Origin of the sequence: Streptomyces sp. NPDC127097 (assembly GCF_042724075.1) — a bacterium.
Classification (GTDB): Bacteria; Actinomycetota; Actinomycetes; order Streptomycetales; family Streptomycetaceae; genus Streptomyces.
Window position 1 is genome coordinate 15,539 of record NZ_JBHXFI010000056.1, and the last position, 17,634, is coordinate 33,172.

Genomic DNA, 17,634 nt, shown 5'->3' on the forward strand with positions numbered 1-17,634 from the left:
CGGTGCGGCTGGTTGCTTGCGAAGCGGACGCCGACTCGCCCCGCTCCGGGTGCGCAAAAGACCGGCGGCCCAGGGGGTGGGCGGCCGGTCTGGGGAGTGCTGCCGGGCGGGCTCGAAACTGCCTGCGGTTCCCGCCGGGCGGGAGCGAAACGTCAGGCGGAGACGGCGGGCCAGTGGTCGGTGCTGTATCCGCGTTCGACCAAGGCGGCAGCCAGGTAGTCGGCCGCCTCGGCCTCGTCAATGCGCATCTCGTGCCGGGCGAACGCCAGGCAGGCGACCTGCATCGCGGTCACCTGCTCCGGCGAGGTCGTCGGCTTCAGCACCGCCTCCCGGATCAGGTGCTCTGCCACGCTCATCAGGCGGACGTGCCGCTGCCTCGCGAGGCGCTCGGTCTTCCTTGCACGCAACTTCTTGATCATCTCTGGTCTCCTATCAACGACTGGGCGAACGGATAGGCCGGCCGTCCGCGAGGGCGGGCGGCCTGATGGAGTGCTGCGGGAGAGCCCGCCCTGTCCGGCTCCCCTTCACCGCCCGTCCCGGCCGCCAGGGTTTAGCGGTCGATGCGGGCGGATCAGGCAGCCTGCAGAGCAGGTCAGGCAGCGGACCGGCGGCGGGTGGAGCGACGCTTGAGGGCGCGGCGCTCGTCCTGGTCGGTGCCGCCCCAGACGCCGAAGCGCTCGTTGCGCTCCAGGGCGCCCTGGAGGCAGCTCTCCATCAGCGGGCAGCGGCGGCAGACGGCCTTGGCCTCCTCGATCTGGAGGAGCGCGGAGCCGGTGTCGCCGATGGGAAAGAACAGCTCGGGGTCCTCGTCCGCGCAGACCGGGCGGGGCCGGGCGGGCGCCGCGGCGGTGGAAATAGCGCCGTAGTAAGGGGTGCGTACGATGGAGTGGTTCATCAGGGCCTCCCAGAAGGTCCGGTTGTACGAAGCGGCCCCGGGGATGCGAGCCCTGGGGCTGTTCTGTGTCGGCGGCCGGATGGCCGGAGCGGGGGAGCTCCCGGCGCTCTCCACCGACCCCGGCCGGGAAGGCTCGGGGTCGACGGGCAGAGCCGGGTCAGCGCTGCTGCTTGGACTGGCGTTCGTGGTAGGCGTCCTGGAGGCGGGCGAACCGCTCGTGAATCGGCGCCCCCTCCGCACACGGCGTCTCGCCCTGGCAGTCCGGGCAGTCGGCGGTGTGCTTGGCGGAGTCCTCGAACGCCTTCATGTAGCGGACGAACAGGCCGTCGGTCGGTCGGGCACTCATCGGCGGTTGGCCTCCGACCTCTTGTTCTGCTCCGCGTTCTTCCGCGAGAGCTCAGCGCGTTCCTCGTCGGTCAGGCTGGTGATCACGCCGCCACCTCCCAACCGGCGAGCGCCGGGGTGATGGTGGGCAGGAGCACCAGGGCGAGTTCGCGAGCAGCGGCCTCGGGCTCCGGGCCGCGGTCGTTGTCCTTGCGCTCGATGTCGTCGATCACCTCTCCGAGACCGGCCGTCGGCCGCGCCACGGTGCGTGTCATGCTGTGCTGCATCAGGTCCTCCGAGTCAGGTCCTGGACAGCCCCGGGCCGCAATCCCAAGGCTGTCGCGATCACTCCCCAGTTGGGGAGTTGACTGCTTGTACGAGCAGCCACGGCCCCGGCCGCCCCTTTACGGAGTGGCCGGGGCCGTGGTCGTTCGTCCAGAGCGGGTCAGCGCGCGCGGCGCTTCGGGTGGAGCGTCTTGAGCGGCACCGGCGGCGCGCCCAGCGGCGCGTCACCGTCGGGCAGCTGCGCGCGCCGGGTGTCGGTCTCGCGGACCGCCGACTCGGTCGACGCCCATCCCATCTCGCGCAGCAGCCACAGGAGCCGGCCGTCACCGGGCTCGTCGTCCGCCGGCACCTGCTTCTGCGTGGCGATCTGGCTGACGGCCGGGGTGGGCGCGACCTTCGGCTTTCGCAGCACGTGGGTCGGGCGCCGGACCGCGGTCTCCTTGATGGCGTCGGTCAGGGCCTGGCGCCACTCGGGGATCGTCATGTCGAACTCGACACGGCGGTTGCTGCCCCGGCAGTGGATCGCGGTGGCGACGTCGGCCTTGCCGGTGTGGTGCGGGACCAGCTTCTGGACCTTGCTCTGCATGCCGTTGATCGGGCACCAGGTTCCGCAGTCCTCGCAGACCAGAACGGCTTTGAGAGGGTCGCGAAGGTCGATGTGCGAGGGCGGGAGCTGGGAGAGCTTGATGGCGGGGCAATTGCTGGTGCGCTTCGTGCGGGTCCTGCGGGGGCGTTCCTTGGCGGTGGGCATCGCGGCGGTGATGGCCATGGGGGTCTCCTCATGTGCGAAGTGGGGAAGGGGGTGCGTCGCGGTGCTCACTCCGCCCGCCAGGCCGCGCGGGTGACCCCGGCGTCCTGGCGGACGGACAGCGCATAGCGCTGCGACGTGCAGTAGGAGTCGAGAGCCCGGGGATTTGGTGTTGCCATCAACCCGGCCCCCTCTTGCGAGGCGGACGACTTCCTACGGTCTTGCGGTGGTGCTCACTCGGTGCTCCCGGAGGATCACCGAGGTCTACATGCATCAGGTTGCCTCAGGTACCCTCAGGTGTCAAGCGGTATAGTGAGGCAACCAGATGGAACCGAAGGAGGCGAAGGCACATGACCGGGCCGCCATCCCGAGCCGACAATCGGGCGCCGTACGCACGCATCGCGGGCCGCTACCGCGACCTGATCAGCTCCGGGGAACTCTCGCCGGGGGACCTCCTGCCCAGCATCAAGACGCTGGCCACCGAGTGGGGGGTCAGCACGGCCACCGCGGACCGGGCAATGAGGCTGCTGCGCGAAGAGAAGCTCGTGCAGGGCATCCCGGGTGTCGGCACCGAGGTGTTGGCGCGTCCCATCGCGCTGTCCTCCGGGGCGGAACGCCACGACCGCAGCAGCAAGACACAGTCGTCGTGGGGCGTCGGCGAGAAGTCGTCCGGCCACACTGCCGGCATAGTCGAGGCTCCCGAGGACGTCGCTCACGTGCTGGGTATTTCGCCTGGTGACGACGTGATTCGCCGCAGCCGTGTCTACCGAGACGGTCATGGCATCGTCTCCCACTCGACATCGTGGATCCCGGCCGAATTCGCGCAGGTCGTACCGGAGCTGGCCCGGAGCGAGCGGCTCAAGGGCGGGTTGTCGCTCGACTTGATCGCTCGGGCTACCGGGCGGCACGTCGTGCAGCGCGTGGATGAGGAGACAGCTCGCATCGCAACGGATCGCGACCTTGAGCTCTTGGAGCTGGAGGCTGGCACCGTCGCGGCGATCCTCGTGCTAACCGCGCGCTTCTTGGACGCCGACGGCGAGCTGCTGGAGTACGGCGTGGACTTGGGCGCCCCCGGTCGCACCCGCAGGACCACCTCGGAGGTCTCGCGGTGACCGCGCGCGACACCGTTCTCCTGGATGACATCCTCGTCAACTGCCTTGAGCGCCGCCTCGGCGTGCTCCTGCACACGCAGCGCGCCGACACCCTGACTTTGGAAGGAAGGTTCGAGATCAGCCGCATCTCCGAAGCCCTGGCCGGACGGGCCGAGCCCGCGCCGCGCGCCATCCTGATGGCCGGGATGCCGGGCGCCGGCAAGACGACTCTGGCCCGTTCCCTTGAGCAGGCCGGGATGGTGCGCCTCTGCCCTGATGAGGAGATGTTCCGCCGCTACGGTCACTACGGCCGGGACTTCCCCCGCGGCCAGTTCCGTGTTCGGGAGGCCCCTGTGCTCATGGACATCGCGCTGGAGCTCCAGGAGCTCCTGGCGGCCGGACGGGATGTCGTAGTCGACCATGGGTTCTGGACCCCGGAAGAGCGCGGCCAGTGGGCGGCGACCGCGATGGAGGCCGGCGGCGTTCCTGTCCTCGTCTACCTGCCGGTTGCGCACAAAGTGCGCTGGGAACGGATCCGGGAGCGCAACGCAAAGTCGCTGGTCGACGCGAACAGCATCGAGTTCAACGAAGAGGACCTGCTCAGGTTCGCGGGCCGCTTCCACCCGCCGACGGCTGACGAGCCACACATCGTCTACGACGGTCACCCGGAGCACGTGCTGGCGAAGCTCCGCTCTGCACGCCTTTCCACAGATGGCGGTCGACATTGACTCCCACCTCCCACTCGCCACACCAAGCGCTCGGTAACTGTCTGGTGGGGCCATCACACTCGCGGGAGCCGGATCGCAACATCACAGCGCGTTGTCGAAGCTCATGGGCATCGAGCTTCACGGGTTTTCAACACCCACGTACACATGGGATTTGAGGCCCGAGACTTAGGCTCGCGGCCATGACGATGACGGAGGGGAACAGGGTGGGGAAGCTCAACAGAGCGGGGTGGCGACCGGACCGGCTGCGCGAGCAGCGGGAGGCCCACGGCCTGACTCTGGAAAGGGCAGGTGAGCAGCTTCGGCAGGTCGCCGAGCAGGCCAAGCTCAGGGGCATTCCCGCCGCGAATCCGCAGACTCTGTGGCAGCACGAGCAGGGTGAGGTCTACCCGGGGCCGCACTACCGGCGCGCCTACTGCCTGCTGTACCGGGCGACCGAGCCTGACTTGGGGTTCCGGAGTGCGCTGCCGGGCGAGGAGACGAGTTTCAAGCTGACGCCGATGGATGACCGTCTCAACGGCGCACACGTCCTGGCTGTCGAGCGGGCGATTCACCGCATCTCGCCGGGCACCGAGGATGCTGGGCACTTTGCCCTGCAGCAGCGGATCATCGACGCGTGGAAGCGCCGGCACACCGGGGGCGACCCGCACCGTCCGGTCCTGATCCTGGTGGGCGGATTTGCGGGTAGCGGGAAAACCGAGCTGGCGAGGTTCTTCGTCCAACTCACCGGCTGGCCATTGCTCGACAAAGACCCGCTCACCCGGTCGCTCGTAGAACGGCTCCTGGTGGCGCTAGGCGGCGACCCGAATGACCGGCACACCGATCTCTACCGAACCCAGGTCCGGCCGGTGGAGTACGACTGCTTGATGCAAAGTGCGCTGGCGAACATCAAGTGCGGGATCAGCACCGTGCTCTCGGCTCCGTTCATCTCCGAGATGACTGACCCGGACTGGATGCGGCGCCTGTCCAACCGGGCCGCGGCCCTGGGCGTCGACGTCTTCCCCGTGTGGGTGCGCTGCGACGAGGAGTCGATGCGCGAGTACATCTCCTTCCGGTCCGCGGCTCGGGACGCCTGGAAGCTCCAGCGGTGGGACGAGTACATGGCCACGATCGACTTGGACCTGCGCCCGGCGGTGCCGCACCTGGTCGTCGACAACAGGTTGGGCACCGCGGTGACACTCGCGGACCAGGCCCGGCAGGCGATGGGGGCGATGTACGAGTGAGCCAGCAGGGCGTGATCCTTTACGGCCCGCCGGCGGCGGGCAAAGACACCGTCACCTCCGCGCTCACCGAGCGGAGTCCGCGGTACGCACAGTTCGCGCGACTCAAGGTGGGAACGGGCAGGTCTGCTGGCTACCGGGTGGGCACTGCGGAGCAGCTGCGCGAGTTGGAGGCCGCGGGCGACGTCGTCTACGCGAATGCGCGGTACGGCAACACGTACGCCATCGACCGCCCGGGCCTGGACACGGCGTTCGCAGCCGGGGTGCCGGTGGTGCACCTCGGACAGATCGACGGCATCCGCACCCTGGTCGACGGGTACCCGGCCACCTGGACGGTTGTGCTGCTGTGGTGCCCGCGCGAGGTGACCGAGCAGCGATCCGTCGGCCGGGGCGACAGCGACACCACGGCGCGCCTGGCAGCGTGGGAGGCGACCCGCGAGGACCTGAACACGCACCCGGACATGGCCTGGGACCTGACGGTGGACACCACGGCGGCCTCACCGCAGGAAGCGGCGCGGCTCATCGACCAGTTGCTGGTGCAGCGGGCGGGAGCGGCGACGGCATGAGCGCGGGCTACGGCTGGGCGAGTCGGTCCAAGGCGTCGGCGAGCGTCAGCTCACCATCCTTGGCGTCGCTCCAGCGTGCCAGCGTGGACGCAGCCGCGCGCAGCATCTCCGGCGGTAGGCCGGCAGCCGCGAGCGCGTCGGCGGCTTCCTCCAGCTCCGGGCCCCAGCGCCAGGCGCGCGACGCCGTCTTGGCGACGTACTGCGGCTCGGATAGGTACGAGTCGGTCCTCCGGGAGGCGACCTCGAGGAGCTCCTGGTCGACGCCATGCTCGCGCGCCATGCCGACCGCGAGCGCCACCAGCACGCGGCTCGTCTTCTGGAAGCTGGCGTACGACAGCTTCAGCGCGGACGCCTTCCCGACCTCCGTGCCCAGAACGGCCGTCCGGACGGCGGTGCCCGCGAACAGCGCCTCGATGCGCTCGGTCGCGACGGTCGGGCCGGACAAGTACAGGGTTGGCGTCTTGCCTCGCACCGGCGGGGAGCCGACGACGCCGCCATCCACGACCGTCGCACCCGGTTCCAGCAGCGCGGCGATCCGTTGTGCGCGCTCAGGGCTGATGGCGTTCGCCTCCACGTACACCCCGACAAAGCGGTGCCCGGCGACATTGCGGGCCAGGTCCTCGGCAGCGGCTGGTGGGCAGAGGCTGATGACGATGTCGCTGCGGTCCAGCAGTTCGGACAGTGTGGCCATGGGCGTCAGAGCGAACTTGGCGGCGCGCGCCGCGGAGGCGGCGCTGCGCCTGGCCTCGCACCACAGGATCTCGGCCGCGTTGGTCGCGGCGCAGGCGGCGACGGCGGCGCCCATGCTGCCGGGGTGGAGGATGCCGACGGTGGGCTGGTCCACGGTGCTACTCCGCGTTGTTGAGCAGGATGTTGATGGCGTCGGTGACGTCGTCGACGACGTGGTGCGCGGCGGTGAGGTCTTCGGGCCAGGGTCGGCCGCGCAGCCAGATGGTGCGCAGGCCGGCCTGGTGTCCGCCGCCGATGTCCCCGGCCGGGTTGTCGCCGATCATCCAGCCGCCGTCCGTGAGGTTCACGCCGCAGCGGGAGGCTGCGAGTTCGAAGAGGCGCAGGTCCGGCTTGCGGATCTCCAGGTCGCCGGAGACCGCGACGCCGTCGACCAGGTCAATGAGGCCGGTTGCGGCGAGTTTGGCGCGCTGGATGTCGCCGGCCCCGTTGGTGATGATGCCGATCGTCCACGCGGCAGCGCGCAGATGGGCCAGGCCCTCAAGGACCTCCGGTCGGCAGGTGACGGCGGCCGCGATCAGGTCGACGTACTCCTGCCACAGCTGCGCGGCGGGCACCGCCAGGCCGAAGGCGTGGCGCAGCCGGGCAAAGTCGTCGGGATTCGCACGGTCGGCCAGCTGGGTGCGCAGCCACCGTTCGGCATCTGGCGTGAGGTCGTGTGCACGGCACAGGCCGGCCACGGCGTCGCTGAGCGCCGACTGCCGGTCGGCCAGCGTGCCGTCCAGATCGAAAAGCGCGAGGCAGGACACGGGCAGGGACCTTACCGGGCATCGGGGGCAACGCAGTTCGCGGTGACGGCGCCTCCCGAATGGAGATCGCATCGTGTATCTTTCAGAGATCCATCGATCTTGAAAGGCTGCGCTATGTCCGACCCGGACCGCTTGAAGCGGGTCGACGCCCTACTTGACGACGTCCTGCCGCCTCCGTCCGTGCGCGCGAAGTTGCGTCTCGCGGCTGGCCTCACTCAGCAGGAAGTGGCAGAGGCCGTGGGCGTGAAGCGTCTTGCCGTAGCCCGTTGGGAGTTGGGTCAGACCCACCCCCGACGTCCGCACCGTGCGGTCTACATGCACCTGCTCAAGCGGCTCGCGGAGCGGTATCCCGAGGCCGCTGAGCTGGATGAGGGCATGCCGACGCCGGCCTCGGAATCAAGGGGGTCGGGGTGACGTAAGCCACCGGCCGCGCGCGCCAAGAAGGTGGAGTGGCATCCACTGTGGCCTCGCGCGGCCCGTCTGGGCCGACCGGATTCGCATCCGCGTCGGCCGCCCAGTCTCCGGTTGGCCCCGGTTCTGGGCTCCAGCTCATAGAGCTGGGTCTTTCTTCACCTAGAACAACCCCGCTTTGGCAAGCGGGTCGGAAGTCGCCCCTGGCAGGGGGCTTCCCCCATCGGTTCCGTCGGCCCTGGCAGGCCGCCGAAACCACCCGTCCAAGTCACCGAGAGAGCAAGGAGGTCGCCTCTGGTTCTTCGTCCGGCCGCCCGCTCCTCACGGAGGGGACGGTCCTTCCCACCCACAGCGTTAGCTATAAGGAAGGTCGGTTCTCGTCATAGTGCACGACCAGCGTCCTCATTGCCAGGCGGCCACCGCCTGGTTCACCCCCATCTGTCCGCTTCGCCGCTTTGAGAATGGCCCTCAGCGGTATGTTTTTGCGTCCCGTGTGGCGGGATTCATTCGCAGGAACATGCCGGTCCGCTCCCGCCAGGCGGGAGCGCTCAACCGTGGCCGCTCTGTCCACAGGGCATCCGGGTCAAGGTGCCGGATGAAGATTTTTTCGGCGCCTGTCACATCCAGCTCTCGCGCCCTCCCTTCTCTGTACGTGATCCCGTCTCCTGCCCTGTCGGCTCCTCCCGCTCCCGCTCAGCCGGGGGTGTCCGGTTTGGCTGATGGTGTTGCCGGCATGACACATCAGCACTCGTTCCTGCGGGTGGCGCGGTGAGCGCCGTGGCGGCACCGGCCGCCTTGATGGTTCCCGCCCCGCGTCCTTCCGACGATGGGGGCGCGGTCGACGTGCTGCCCGGCCTGTACGTGCCGGAGGCACGGCAGTGGCTGTCGACAACGTCCGGCCGAATCGCGCCCGAGGGCTACAGCTGGATGCAGGCGGTCCACTGGGTGGCCGGGTCTGGGCTGTACGAGCCGCGACGTCACCGGTCGCACGGCCCACGGTCGTTCGGGACGACGACGGTGTTCATCGCGCAGCTGCTCGCCGAGCTGTCGCCGTGCCGTCCGGGTCTCGCCTATCTGATGCGCCGCACCGGCCTGAGCGAGCGGGCGGTGGAGTACCACCTGGCGATGCTGCGGGAGGCGGGACTGCTGGCGTACGTCGTGCGGGGCACCCGGGTTCGTGGCGAGCAGGCGCAGGCCAGCGAGTTCGCCCGAACTGTGCCAACGGAGTTCGACGTCGCGCTGGGCATCCGTACGGCCGGCGCGGGCACCGAGCGCCGGATGACCGGGATCGCGGAGGCGGGCCGGGTACTGATGGGGCGTCTGGCGAAGAAGGCGTCTCGGCGGGTGCGGCGGCCTCGGTCGAAGTCGCCCTCCAAGGCCCCCGCGATGGCTGCCCGTAGGGGTGCTGGCAGGGCGTCTGGGACGGCTGTTTCAGGCGGGTCCCGTTGCACCCCAATGGGGGGTAGTGCTGATGGTTCTTCTACTGCGGGTGCTACTTACTCCCCCCCTGAGAGCAAGCTCGCAAGCGGGGCGAGCAAGTCCCCCACGCCGAAGAAGTCCAAGGCGAAGGCCGGCCGCCGGACGCTGAACCAGGTCGGTCGCCGCTACCAGCTGGCGCGTGAGCTGGCTGAAGAGCTGGACTGGCTGCGCGGCTGCTCGGTGCCCCGGATCGCCTGGGTGGCCCGGCACATCGCCGACGCCGGCTGGAGCATCACCGACATCCATGCCTGGCTCGCCTTCCGCGGTGAGGCCGCACGGGCCCGCCGGGCCTCCGGCCTGCTCGCCACCCTGCTCAAGGACGCCGAGAAGATCCTCGACACCCCCGAAAAGCGAGAGCTGGCCCACGAGCAGTGGCGCGCCGGTCAGGAAGCCGCCCGCCGCGAGCGCATCCGGCAGATCCGCGCCCGACACGAGCGGTTCGAGGGCGACTGGGAGCGCCCTGAAAGCCCCGCCGTCCAGCAGCAGGTCGACGCCGCGTTCGCCGCGGTCCGGGACATCGTCGCAGGCCGCACCCGCTCCGGATCCACCCGGGACGAGGACTGCGGCCAGGAGCAGCCTGAGCTGAGCGGCGGCGTGGACGGCCTGGACGAGGCCGAGATCGCACAGGCCCGCGCAGAGGCCAGCCAGCGCCTGGCGCTGGGCGACACCAACCTGATCGAGGACGCGTTCGCCTCCATGGGGCCGGAGGCCGCCGAGCAGCTCTACGGCCGCACGCTGCTGCACCGGGCCAGGCAGCTGGCCGCAGGCTCGCGCAGCACGCTCATGACCATCGGACACCGGTAGGAGGCCGTGATGACCGAGATGACCACACCGGCCCACCAGCCCGGTGGCGGAGAGCTGTCCGGCGTCGACCTGGCCCGAGTCGCCCTGCACTCGGCCCGTGAGGCCGCGAAGAAGCGCGGCGAGAATGCCACCCCCCGTACCCGACGCCGGGAAGTCGCCACCCGGCGCGGCGTCGACGGCCGCGACCCGCAGGGCTTCGGTTCGGTGCTGCAGCGGCTGATGGCCGACCGGGCCTGGGACCTGCCCGCCGCCGGCGGCAGCATCCTTGACCGCTGGCCGGACATCGCGGCCGCCATCGCCCCGCAGCTGCCCCACAACGTCGCCGCCACCGCCTTCCACGCGGAGACCGGACAGCTGGACCTGCAGCCCGCCTCACCCGCCTACGCCACGCAGCTCCGGCTGATCACCCCGCGCATCATCATCGCCGCGAACCAGGCGACGGGCACCACCACCGTGCGCCGGGTACGGGTCCTGCCCATCGGCAACCTCCCGACGCCCACCACGGCGACGCAGGCCCCGGCCACCGCCAAGCCCGCCGAGCCCCCCAGGCCGGCCGAGCCGACCCAGCCCTCCGACGGTTTCCGCCAGGCACTCGCAGCGCACCGGGCCGCATGGTCCGGCCAGCCCGTCGACCCGGCGCTCCAGGAGGCCATCGAGCAGCAGACCCTGGCGCTGCGCCGCATGTCGGCGAGAGCCTTCCCCGAGACCAGGCCACAGCCGGAGGACCTGCCGCAACCCATCGAAGCCAGCCGCTCTCACCGGCGCCGCGAAGCCGCCACCACCCGCGCGGCCGCGCTGCACCGGGCCCGGACCGAACGAACCCGGCAGCAGACCACAGCCACGCCGACGAGCACGCCCTTGCGCAACACTGCATGAGGCGCACTCAGGCGAGTGTCTCGGTGTCACCGAACCCTGGTCGTGAACGCCGTCGTCGAAGACGACGGTCAGCGGCTGCGTGCCGTGATGGCTGGTGGTGGTCAAGTCTTCGGCGAGTCGGCGGTAGAAGTCGCTAGCCATGGCCCAGGACCCGTCCGGGATCGCGTGACCGCCAAGTTCAGCGGAGGCGGGCGTCGTTGATGCCAGACACGATCGAGCGATACGGCACAGGCCATGCGACAGCCGGATCCGGCCGAGGGCAGGGAAACACCACCGCCCGGCTGGTGTGGTCGCCCAGGATTCGGTCGTGTCGAACTCCATGAACCATCGTCGCGCCACGACCGCCCTGGCCGCCATCGCGCTTGCCGCACTGTGTGCCTCGGGCTGCGGCGCCGATTCGCCGCCCGAGCAGCAAAAGCGTCTGGACAAGGCCGCCGGCCTCGCCGAGTTCAAGGTCACATGCACCAAGGACATGTGGGACCGCACCCGCAAAAGCGGCCTCGACAGAGAGGACGACGACGAGTTTGACAAGGTCAAGCCGGTCAAGCTCGGCGGCGATCAAGGCAAACGCGGCCTGATCCAAGTCACGCTCACCGGCCCGCAGCTGGTGGAGTACCTCCGCAAGCTCGACCACGACGCCCACGGCGGCGTCAACATGTATGGCCAGCGCCCCGGCGATAACGAGCCGATGGCGCGGCGCATGTATGACGCCATCACCCCCGTCATCGACCACATCAAACAGGGCCAGCCCCCACAGACCGTGCCCCAGGCCGTCGTCGATGACGCGGTCGCCCCGGCACCCTCCGCCACCTCCGCCGACAAGACCTGACCCACCAGCCCGACACCGGTGCGTCCTCGAACGACTGCTGGTCGCCGATGGCCTGGTTCGTAGCGGGGTGAGCCGGCGGGCGCGCTACGGCGATCGTCGGCAAGGTGGACTCATGCCCCCCGCAACGTGGTGCACCCTCCGTCCTCTGAGGGCGGCCGTCGCGTCCACGTGAATGCCACCCCCGTCGGTGTCGTCTACGGTGTGGCCGATCTGCTGGAATTCCTGCGCCGAGCCGGCCTGGATCCCGAGGACGTGCGACTGAACGACCCGATGACCAAGTGGCGCGGCACAGGGCCAGCCCCAGGACGGCGAGCATGGCACTGAGCACGGTGCTGGGCAATCCGAACGAGAGCTGATCACGGGACCGGTGCAGGCAGCCCCTGAGCGACGGGCGCCTCGGAGGACTCCGGGTGGCGGTGGTGCTGGTCACCGCAGTCTCGGCGGGGAGTTCCGCACCGGCACCCGCCCGGACGGATGCTGACGGGCGGCGGCCCGGCCAGCCCGTGCGTACCGTCGAAGCCATGCGATCGCTCTGGCAAGGCACGGTCTCCTTCGGCCTGGTCGCACTGCCCGTGGACATCTATGCAGCTACCGAAGATCACGGGCCCGGTCTTCATCTCGTGCATGCGGCCGATGGCGGTCGCATCCGCCACCGGCGGGTGTGCGAGCTGGACGGTCGGGAGGTCAGGCCGGAGGAGACCGCCCGCAGCTGGGAGGCACCCGACGGCCGCACGGTGGTCATCCACGATGCCGACCTCGAGGCCCTGCCGCTGCCCACGAAGCGTGTGATCGAGGTGTTGGGCTTCGTCGACGAGAGCGACGTCGACCCGCTGCTGTATGCCCGCCCGTACTGGGTGGGCGCCCACGGCCCCGGAGCCCAGAAGCCGTATGCCCTGCTGGTCGAAGCCCTGGCTCGGACCGGTCGGCTCGCGGTGTGCAAGGCGGCCCTGAGGTCGCGGGAGAGACTGGCCGTGCTGCGGCCGCGCAACGGAATCCTGGTACTGCACACGCTGCACTGGCCCGAGGAGATCCGTGACCCCGGCGATCTGTCCAGCCCGGCGCCGACCACTGACCGGGAGCTGGAGATCGCCGAGCTGCTGATGACCGAGATGGCGGGCGTCGACCTCACCGAGCTGCACGACGACTACGCCCAGGCGCTGAACCTCCTCGTCGACAGCCTCGCCGCCGGCCGCACGACATCACCGCCCCTTGAGCCGCAGCCGCCGGTGGACCTGATGGCCGCGCTGGAGAAATCTGTGCGCGACGCCCAGCGCGCCCGCAACGGGGTCTAAAAAACTTGCTTCTGAAGTTCGATGGGCTGATCTCGAGACTTCATTGCCCCGCGAGGAGGAGCGTGGCGGCACATGTTGACCGAAGAGCTGCTGGACTGCGTACGTCTTCTCGTGACGTTCATAGACCGTTGAACACGGTGACGGTGCACCAGCTGGCAAGGTTGACGTGTGCATCTCCCCGGATGCGAGCGCCCCACAGCGCGCTTAGCGTTGCGCCCATGGACAGCCGAATTTACCCGCACGACTCGAAATGGCGACTGCTGAAAGGTTTATGGGTGTCACCCTTGCCGCCCCCACCACCGTCTCTCATTTTCCTAATCGGAGCTGGTGGGGCTCTCGCGATTTCCACTTCTGTACTGGTGGCGGCAGCATTCACCTCTGGCTATCTCACACCATGGGGACAACGCCTCTTTGGCGCGGGCGCACTGATTGCCCTAACTGGCGCGGCCTTTCTCCTAATTGAGATTAGTCACCGTCGACGCCGAATCTTCAGCCTGTATCAATCAGGGTTGGATACCGTCACACGCTCGACCAGAAATTCCAGGGAAGTGAAGGACCAACTGGCGATCGTCGAAATGAGCCTCATCGCCACAGGTGCCTATAAAGAAGCAAGTGACCTGCGAAACGAGCTCCGCCGCATGGGGGTGCTGAGTGGGGAAGAGTAGTTCCATCCTGCGCAGACTAACCCTAATTGCCGTTCCTCCGGCTGTTGCGGTACTTGCAATTTCCGGATTTCAGGTGGAGCATTTGCCGCGCTCATCTTCCAAGCACTGCATCACCACGAAGAGAGCCGCTGCACGCATCCTCGACGCTCATCCAGAGCAGCGAGAAAACTTGGCCACCACAATTTCGAATGAATGCGATGGCCGTTCATTCGTCATCCACTATGAGGTTCACCAGCCGGACCACCCGCACGAGGAGTCGACAAACCAGCCTGACCCGTCACCCTCACCAAGCTCTTCTGACCGGGCCCCGGGTTCCCGCGCATCGTGACAGCCTCCGTCCAGGTGATCTGTGCTAGCGGACGGCCGAGTCGAGCAGTCTGGCAAGACAGAAATATATTGCCTGGAGGGCATGAAAAACCGGTGGTGGCTGCGGAAGTCGTGGATGTGGGTGTGGGGCATCCTGACGGCACTCGGCGGAATCGGGGCGGTAGGGATTGCGCTGTGGCAAGTCCCCTGGTGGCTCGATGCTCACCACCTCCCCAAAATCACACAGCCTCAAGCCACCGCTGTTACCGGTGTGCGCACGGCACTGCTGGCCATGGGCGCCGGAGGCCTAGCGGTAGTCGGCATCCTCTACACCCACCGCACCCTGCACCAAACCCGCGAAGGACAAGTCACCGACCGCTACACGAAGGCCATCGGCCAGATCGCCTCCGACAAGCCGGTCGAGCAACTCGGCGGGATCTACGCGCTGGAGCGCATTATGCGAGACTCGGTGAAGGATCACGCCACCATCGTCGAAGTCCTTGCCGCATTCGTCCGCGAGCACGCCCCCGCTCCGGTCGAGTCTTCCACGCAGAAGCTTGTACAGCTTGCCCGCCAGCGCATGCGGACTGCGAAGACACGGGTCACCCTGCGGCTACGCGGATACGCTGTTGAGTACGACCGGAGCCCGCGCCCGACGGAACCGGTCCAGGCAGCGCTGACTGTGCTCGGTCGTCGGCCGCGGGACCGTGGTGAGCTCTTCCGGCTCAACCTTGGAAACGCCAACCTACGTAAGGCGGACCTGCGCTGGGCCCACCTGGAGGGGGCGGACCTGCGCTGGGCCCACCTGGAGGGGGCGGACCTGTTCGGCGCCCACCTGGAGAGCGCGGACCTGCGTGGGGCCCACCTGGAGGAGGCCCACCTGAACGCCTACCTGGAGTTGGCCCGCCTGCACAGAGCCCACCTGGAAAGGGCGATCCTGGAGAGGGCAGAGCTGCGCGGGGCCCGCTTGGAGGGGGCTCACCTGGAGGGGGCGACACATCTGACGGTTGACCAACTGGTGTCTGCTCGGCCCAGAGAGAGCACTTCCTTGCCCCCGCACCTTGCTGCGGATGACAGGGTCACAGCACGGATCGCCGCTGTGGAAACGGGTGAAAAGCCGTAGACGCCCGGGTCGGCCCACAGGCCGGGCCCGGGCGGAGGCTGCGCGGTGTCGGGGGCGAGGAGAGAGGAGAGCTGGCATCGAACCAGCGATGAGGGAGGGGAGTCCCGCCTCGACACGTACTTGTACAGCGTTGTACGCGAGACCCCGAGCAGCTTCACGATCGAGGTGACGGTGTTGTCCGGCAGAGCCAGCAGGGCGCGGGCGTGCCGGATCTGTTCCAGTAGGGGTGTCACCGTTTCGCCGTGCTGTTCGGCGGGCAGAGCGCCCGCCGAACAGACAGCAGTGGTCAGTGCGTGACGAGGTCGCGCGGTAGGTGGTTGTGCTCGAAGAAGGTCTGCAGGTTGCTGTCGATGGAGCTGGCGAAGCCTTCGGCGAGGTCGGAGGATCCGCGGATGGGGACCGGCAGATGCTGATCGATTGCGAATCGCATCATCCGGGCCATCGCGCGCCATAGTCGCGCGTCGGGCCAGGGACCGACTGCGGCGTGGTGCAGTGCCAGCAGGTGGGCGGCGAGTTCGTCGCCGGCGCCTGCTGCGAACCGCCACCAGTACAGCGCTGCCTCCCATTTTCTGAGTGTGTAAAGCAGGCAGGCGAAGGTGCGGGCGCCGACGGGGTCGTAGTCGGCGGCGAATGCGCCGAGCGCGTCGATGTCGTCGCTGCGCAGGACGATGTGGCACAGGCGCCGTACTTCGGCAAGGACGGCTGCGGGGGCTACTGCTGGGGTGATGATGGGGGTGGGGCGCCGGCGGCGTCCACGGTGCAGGGCGGGGCGGACCGGGGTCGGGCGGACGCCGTTGATTACGCCTCGGGTGATGCGTTCGGTCCGCTGGTGGGCGTGTTCGGCGATGCTTTCGGCGAGGCGTTGGGTGAAGGCTTCCACGTCGTGATCGGCGAACTCGTGGTGGATCTCTGCGGCCTGTTGTTGTAGCAGGTCTTCGAGCATCACTGGCCCCTTCTCGTCATGATCGCTTTGAGGCGTTGCAGACCGATGCATGTGCTGGATTTCGCCGCGCCAGGGGTGGTGCCGAGCCGTTCGGCGATCTCGTCGTACGAGAGCCCCGTCAGGTGGCGGAGGCGTACGGAGTTGGCCTGCAGGGGGGCTTTGGACTCGAGTTCGTCCAGGGCGAGGTCGAGCGCCTCGTGGTGGCCCAGCTCCAGCAGGTAGGTGCTGTCCGGCAGGGTCGCGGCAGGGTCGGCGAAGGGCTGTACGCGCGCGGCGCGGACCTCGCGGCGGTAGAAGTCGCCGATTACGCCGTTGAGGATGGTGTAGGCCATGGCCACCGGCTTGGGGTGAGCCAGAATTCTTTCCCACTTCGCATACATACGGCGGCCGGCCTCAAGGACGGCCTCTTCGGCGTCGCGGCGATCCCGCAGCCGCGAGACGGCGAGTGCAAGGAATGCCTTTTGCTCCTGCTGAAAGAAGACTTCGAAGTCCGCCGGCAGGTCGGCAGCGGGGCGCGTTGCGGGGAAGCGCTCGTTCATCGGCCCTCCCCGCGGCGGGGGGACGACGGCGGCCGCGGCGGCGCCGGCGGACTGGCAGGGGTGGGACGGGTGGTCGACAGATGGGTGCGGAGGTACGCCTGCTGTATTGGTGTGGTGCCGGGACAAGCGTGGTGGTGCTCCGCGACGGTATGGGCGGCGGTGCGGGTTACACGCCGGGCAAGGGCGTCGAGTCCTGCGGCGGTCAACTGATAGGCGCCGATGATCTCCAGCGCCTGCCAGGGCCATGAGTGCCCCAAGTGCTCCACGATCCCCCCTTCCTGAGAGATTCTGACCACCCACGCGATACGGGTGGGGCGGAACGGCCGTTCCTGTCTCTCTCACCGACGAAGGCCCCCCACAGGGTTAACCGTGCGGAGCGGAAAGTGATCGGTCGACTCCGCACCGTGCCCCTGACCTGTGGCTCCAGCGATCCATGGTGATCAACGCCACATGGTCGATATGTTTAATGTCCGGTAACTAATGTTCGAAAATGGCAAGTTCGCCGCGCGATGAGAGCCCCCGGGCCCCTGCCCCAGCGCAAGGGAAGCCAGCGGGCCGGCTCGGGCGACCGCCTCGCGGTCCCGTCACGATCACGCACCCACGGTCCAGCCACCTGGCACGGGGCCCCGGCCACTTGCCGGGCATCCTCTGGAATAATCGGCGCGGTCAGCAGCTCGCCCACCACATGGAGTACGCCCATGGCCGAAGACCCACTCGCACAGAGCGAGCTTGCTGCGCTGACCCGCCGGTTCGAGGAAAACGCCCAGACGACCGATCGCGAATTCGGCATCGTCAAGAGCGACCTGACCGCCCTGCGCCTTCAGGTCGGCAATCTCGACCAGAAGGTCGACCGCCTGGGCGAGAAGCTCGATGGCTTCATCACCGAGCAGCGGCGCGTCAACGCCACGCTCGTGGAGCTGCTGTCCTCCCTCGCGGGCAAGAACCCCAACGCCAGCTGAGCATCCGGGCTATGCCCGGAATATGAACTCGTGTGGCTCCGCCGGATCCGGCGGAGCC

Annotated in this window: 21 protein-coding genes; 12 read left to right on the forward strand and 9 right to left on the reverse strand. The window is 68.7% G+C overall.

Translation table 11 applies throughout. The features are described from left to right. Window positions 1-152: 152 nt before the first annotated feature. The 5 genes from ACFWJW_RS30770 to ACFWJW_RS30790 form a co-directional block, all read right to left on the reverse strand. The gene (locus tag ACFWJW_RS30770) at window positions 153-419 is read right to left on the reverse strand and encodes a hypothetical protein (RefSeq protein ID WP_387247453.1); all 267 of its coding nucleotides are present in this window, start codon (window positions 417-419) and stop codon (window positions 153-155) included. 173 nt (window positions 420-592) lie between these two features. Continuing rightward, on the reverse strand, window positions 593-895 hold the full coding sequence (locus ACFWJW_RS30775) for a WhiB family transcriptional regulator (RefSeq protein ID WP_387247454.1): 303 nt from the start codon (window positions 893-895) through the stop codon (window positions 593-595). A gap of 157 nt (window positions 896-1,052) precedes the next feature. Beyond that, window positions 1,053-1,241, reverse strand: a complete 189-nt coding sequence (locus tag ACFWJW_RS30780) for a hypothetical protein (protein ID WP_387247455.1) — start codon at window positions 1,239-1,241, stop codon at window positions 1,053-1,055. An 82-nt stretch (window positions 1,242-1,323) separates the two neighbouring features. Then, window positions 1,324-1,494 (reverse strand): hypothetical protein, encoded by a 171-nt coding sequence (locus tag ACFWJW_RS30785; protein WP_387247456.1) that lies wholly within the window; start codon window positions 1,492-1,494, stop codon window positions 1,324-1,326. 170 nt (window positions 1,495-1,664) lie between these two features. Next, window positions 1,665-2,273, reverse strand: a complete 609-nt coding sequence (locus ACFWJW_RS30790) for a hypothetical protein (RefSeq protein WP_387247457.1) — start codon at window positions 2,271-2,273, stop codon at window positions 1,665-1,667. Window positions 2,274-2,602: 329 nt separating this feature from the next. On the opposite strand from ACFWJW_RS30790, the gene ACFWJW_RS30795 reads away from it, so the two are divergent. The 4 genes from ACFWJW_RS30795 to ACFWJW_RS30810 all read left to right on the forward strand — a co-directional run bounded on the left by ACFWJW_RS30795 (window position 2,603) and on the right by ACFWJW_RS30810 (window position 5,854). Continuing rightward, window positions 2,603-3,364: a GntR family transcriptional regulator gene (locus ACFWJW_RS30795; RefSeq protein WP_387247458.1), complete on the forward strand. Its 762-nt coding sequence runs from the start codon at window positions 2,603-2,605 to the stop codon at window positions 3,362-3,364. Beyond that, window positions 3,361-4,071, forward strand: a complete 711-nt coding sequence (locus ACFWJW_RS30800) for an AAA family ATPase (protein WP_387247459.1) — start codon at window positions 3,361-3,363, stop codon at window positions 4,069-4,071. Before ACFWJW_RS30795 ends, ACFWJW_RS30800 begins: the two co-directional genes overlap by 4 nt. Before the next feature lie 179 nt (window positions 4,072-4,250). Beyond that, window positions 4,251-5,291 (forward strand): AAA family ATPase, encoded by a 1,041-nt coding sequence (locus tag ACFWJW_RS30805; RefSeq protein ID WP_387247460.1) that lies wholly within the window; start codon window positions 4,251-4,253, stop codon window positions 5,289-5,291. After that, entirely contained in the window at window positions 5,288-5,854 is a 567-nt protein-coding gene (locus tag ACFWJW_RS30810) for a guanylate kinase (protein ID WP_387247461.1), read from the forward strand. Before ACFWJW_RS30805 ends, ACFWJW_RS30810 begins: the two co-directional genes overlap by 4 nt. A 7-nt stretch (window positions 5,855-5,861) precedes the next feature. Here ACFWJW_RS30810 and ACFWJW_RS30815 read toward each other — a convergent pair whose 3' ends face one another. Continuing rightward, the gene (locus tag ACFWJW_RS30815; RefSeq protein ID WP_387247462.1) at window positions 5,862-6,698 is read right to left on the reverse strand and encodes a DUF1932 domain-containing protein; all 837 of its coding nucleotides are present in this window, start codon (window positions 6,696-6,698) and stop codon (window positions 5,862-5,864) included. Window positions 6,699-6,702: 4 nt separating this feature from the next. Continuing rightward, entirely contained in the window at window positions 6,703-7,350 is a 648-nt protein-coding gene (locus tag ACFWJW_RS30820) for an HAD family hydrolase (protein WP_387247463.1), read from the reverse strand. 114 nt (window positions 7,351-7,464) lie between these two features. On the opposite strand from ACFWJW_RS30820, the gene ACFWJW_RS30825 reads away from it, so the two are divergent. The 7 genes from ACFWJW_RS30825 (at window position 7,465) to ACFWJW_RS30855 (ending at window position 15,135) form a co-directional block, all read left to right on the forward strand. Further along, window positions 7,465-7,764, forward strand: coding sequence for a helix-turn-helix domain-containing protein (locus tag ACFWJW_RS30825; RefSeq protein ID WP_387247464.1), 300 nt, complete (start codon window positions 7,465-7,467; stop codon window positions 7,762-7,764). Window positions 7,765-8,529: 765 nt separating this feature from the next. Beyond that, entirely contained in the window at window positions 8,530-10,044 is a 1,515-nt protein-coding gene (locus ACFWJW_RS30830; RefSeq protein WP_387247465.1) for a winged helix-turn-helix domain-containing protein, read from the forward strand. 9 nt (window positions 10,045-10,053) lie between these two features. Continuing rightward, window positions 10,054-10,920 carry a DciA family protein gene (locus ACFWJW_RS30835; RefSeq protein WP_387247466.1) on the forward strand — a complete coding sequence of 289 codons (867 nt, stop codon included), beginning with the start codon at window positions 10,054-10,056 and terminating at the stop codon, window positions 10,918-10,920. A 307-nt stretch (window positions 10,921-11,227) separates the two neighbouring features. Further along, entirely contained in the window at window positions 11,228-11,749 is a 522-nt protein-coding gene (locus ACFWJW_RS30840; RefSeq protein WP_387247467.1) for a hypothetical protein, read from the forward strand. A 521-nt stretch (window positions 11,750-12,270) separates the two neighbouring features. Beyond that, window positions 12,271-13,041 carry a Ku protein gene (locus ACFWJW_RS30845; RefSeq protein WP_387247468.1) on the forward strand — a complete coding sequence of 257 codons (771 nt, stop codon included), beginning with the start codon at window positions 12,271-12,273 and terminating at the stop codon, window positions 13,039-13,041. 218 nt (window positions 13,042-13,259) lie between these two features. Beyond that, window positions 13,260-13,706 carry a hypothetical protein gene (locus ACFWJW_RS30850; RefSeq protein ID WP_387247469.1) on the forward strand — a complete coding sequence of 149 codons (447 nt, stop codon included), beginning with the start codon at window positions 13,260-13,262 and terminating at the stop codon, window positions 13,704-13,706. 409 nt (window positions 13,707-14,115) lie between these two features. Further along, a complete protein-coding gene (locus ACFWJW_RS30855) occupies window positions 14,116-15,135 on the forward strand; it encodes a pentapeptide repeat-containing protein (protein ID WP_387247470.1) in 1,020 nt (339 codons plus the stop codon). Window positions 15,136-15,421: 286 nt separating this feature from the next. On the opposite strand, the gene ACFWJW_RS30860 is transcribed toward ACFWJW_RS30855, so the two are convergent. Both ACFWJW_RS30860 and ACFWJW_RS30865 read right to left on the reverse strand, forming a co-directional pair. Continuing rightward, the gene (locus ACFWJW_RS30860) at window positions 15,422-16,078 is read right to left on the reverse strand and encodes a hypothetical protein (RefSeq protein WP_387247471.1); all 657 of its coding nucleotides are present in this window, start codon (window positions 16,076-16,078) and stop codon (window positions 15,422-15,424) included. Further along, entirely contained in the window at window positions 16,078-16,617 is a 540-nt protein-coding gene (locus ACFWJW_RS30865; protein WP_387247472.1) for an RNA polymerase sigma factor, read from the reverse strand. The genes ACFWJW_RS30860 and ACFWJW_RS30865 overlap by 1 nt, the downstream gene beginning before the upstream one ends. 698 nt (window positions 16,618-17,315) lie before the next feature. On the opposite strand from ACFWJW_RS30865, the gene ACFWJW_RS30870 reads away from it, so the two are divergent. After that, complete coding sequence (locus tag ACFWJW_RS30870; RefSeq protein ID WP_387247473.1) at window positions 17,316-17,576, forward strand: hypothetical protein; 261 nt, start codon at window positions 17,316-17,318, stop codon at window positions 17,574-17,576. Window positions 17,577-17,634: the final 58 nt, after the last annotated feature.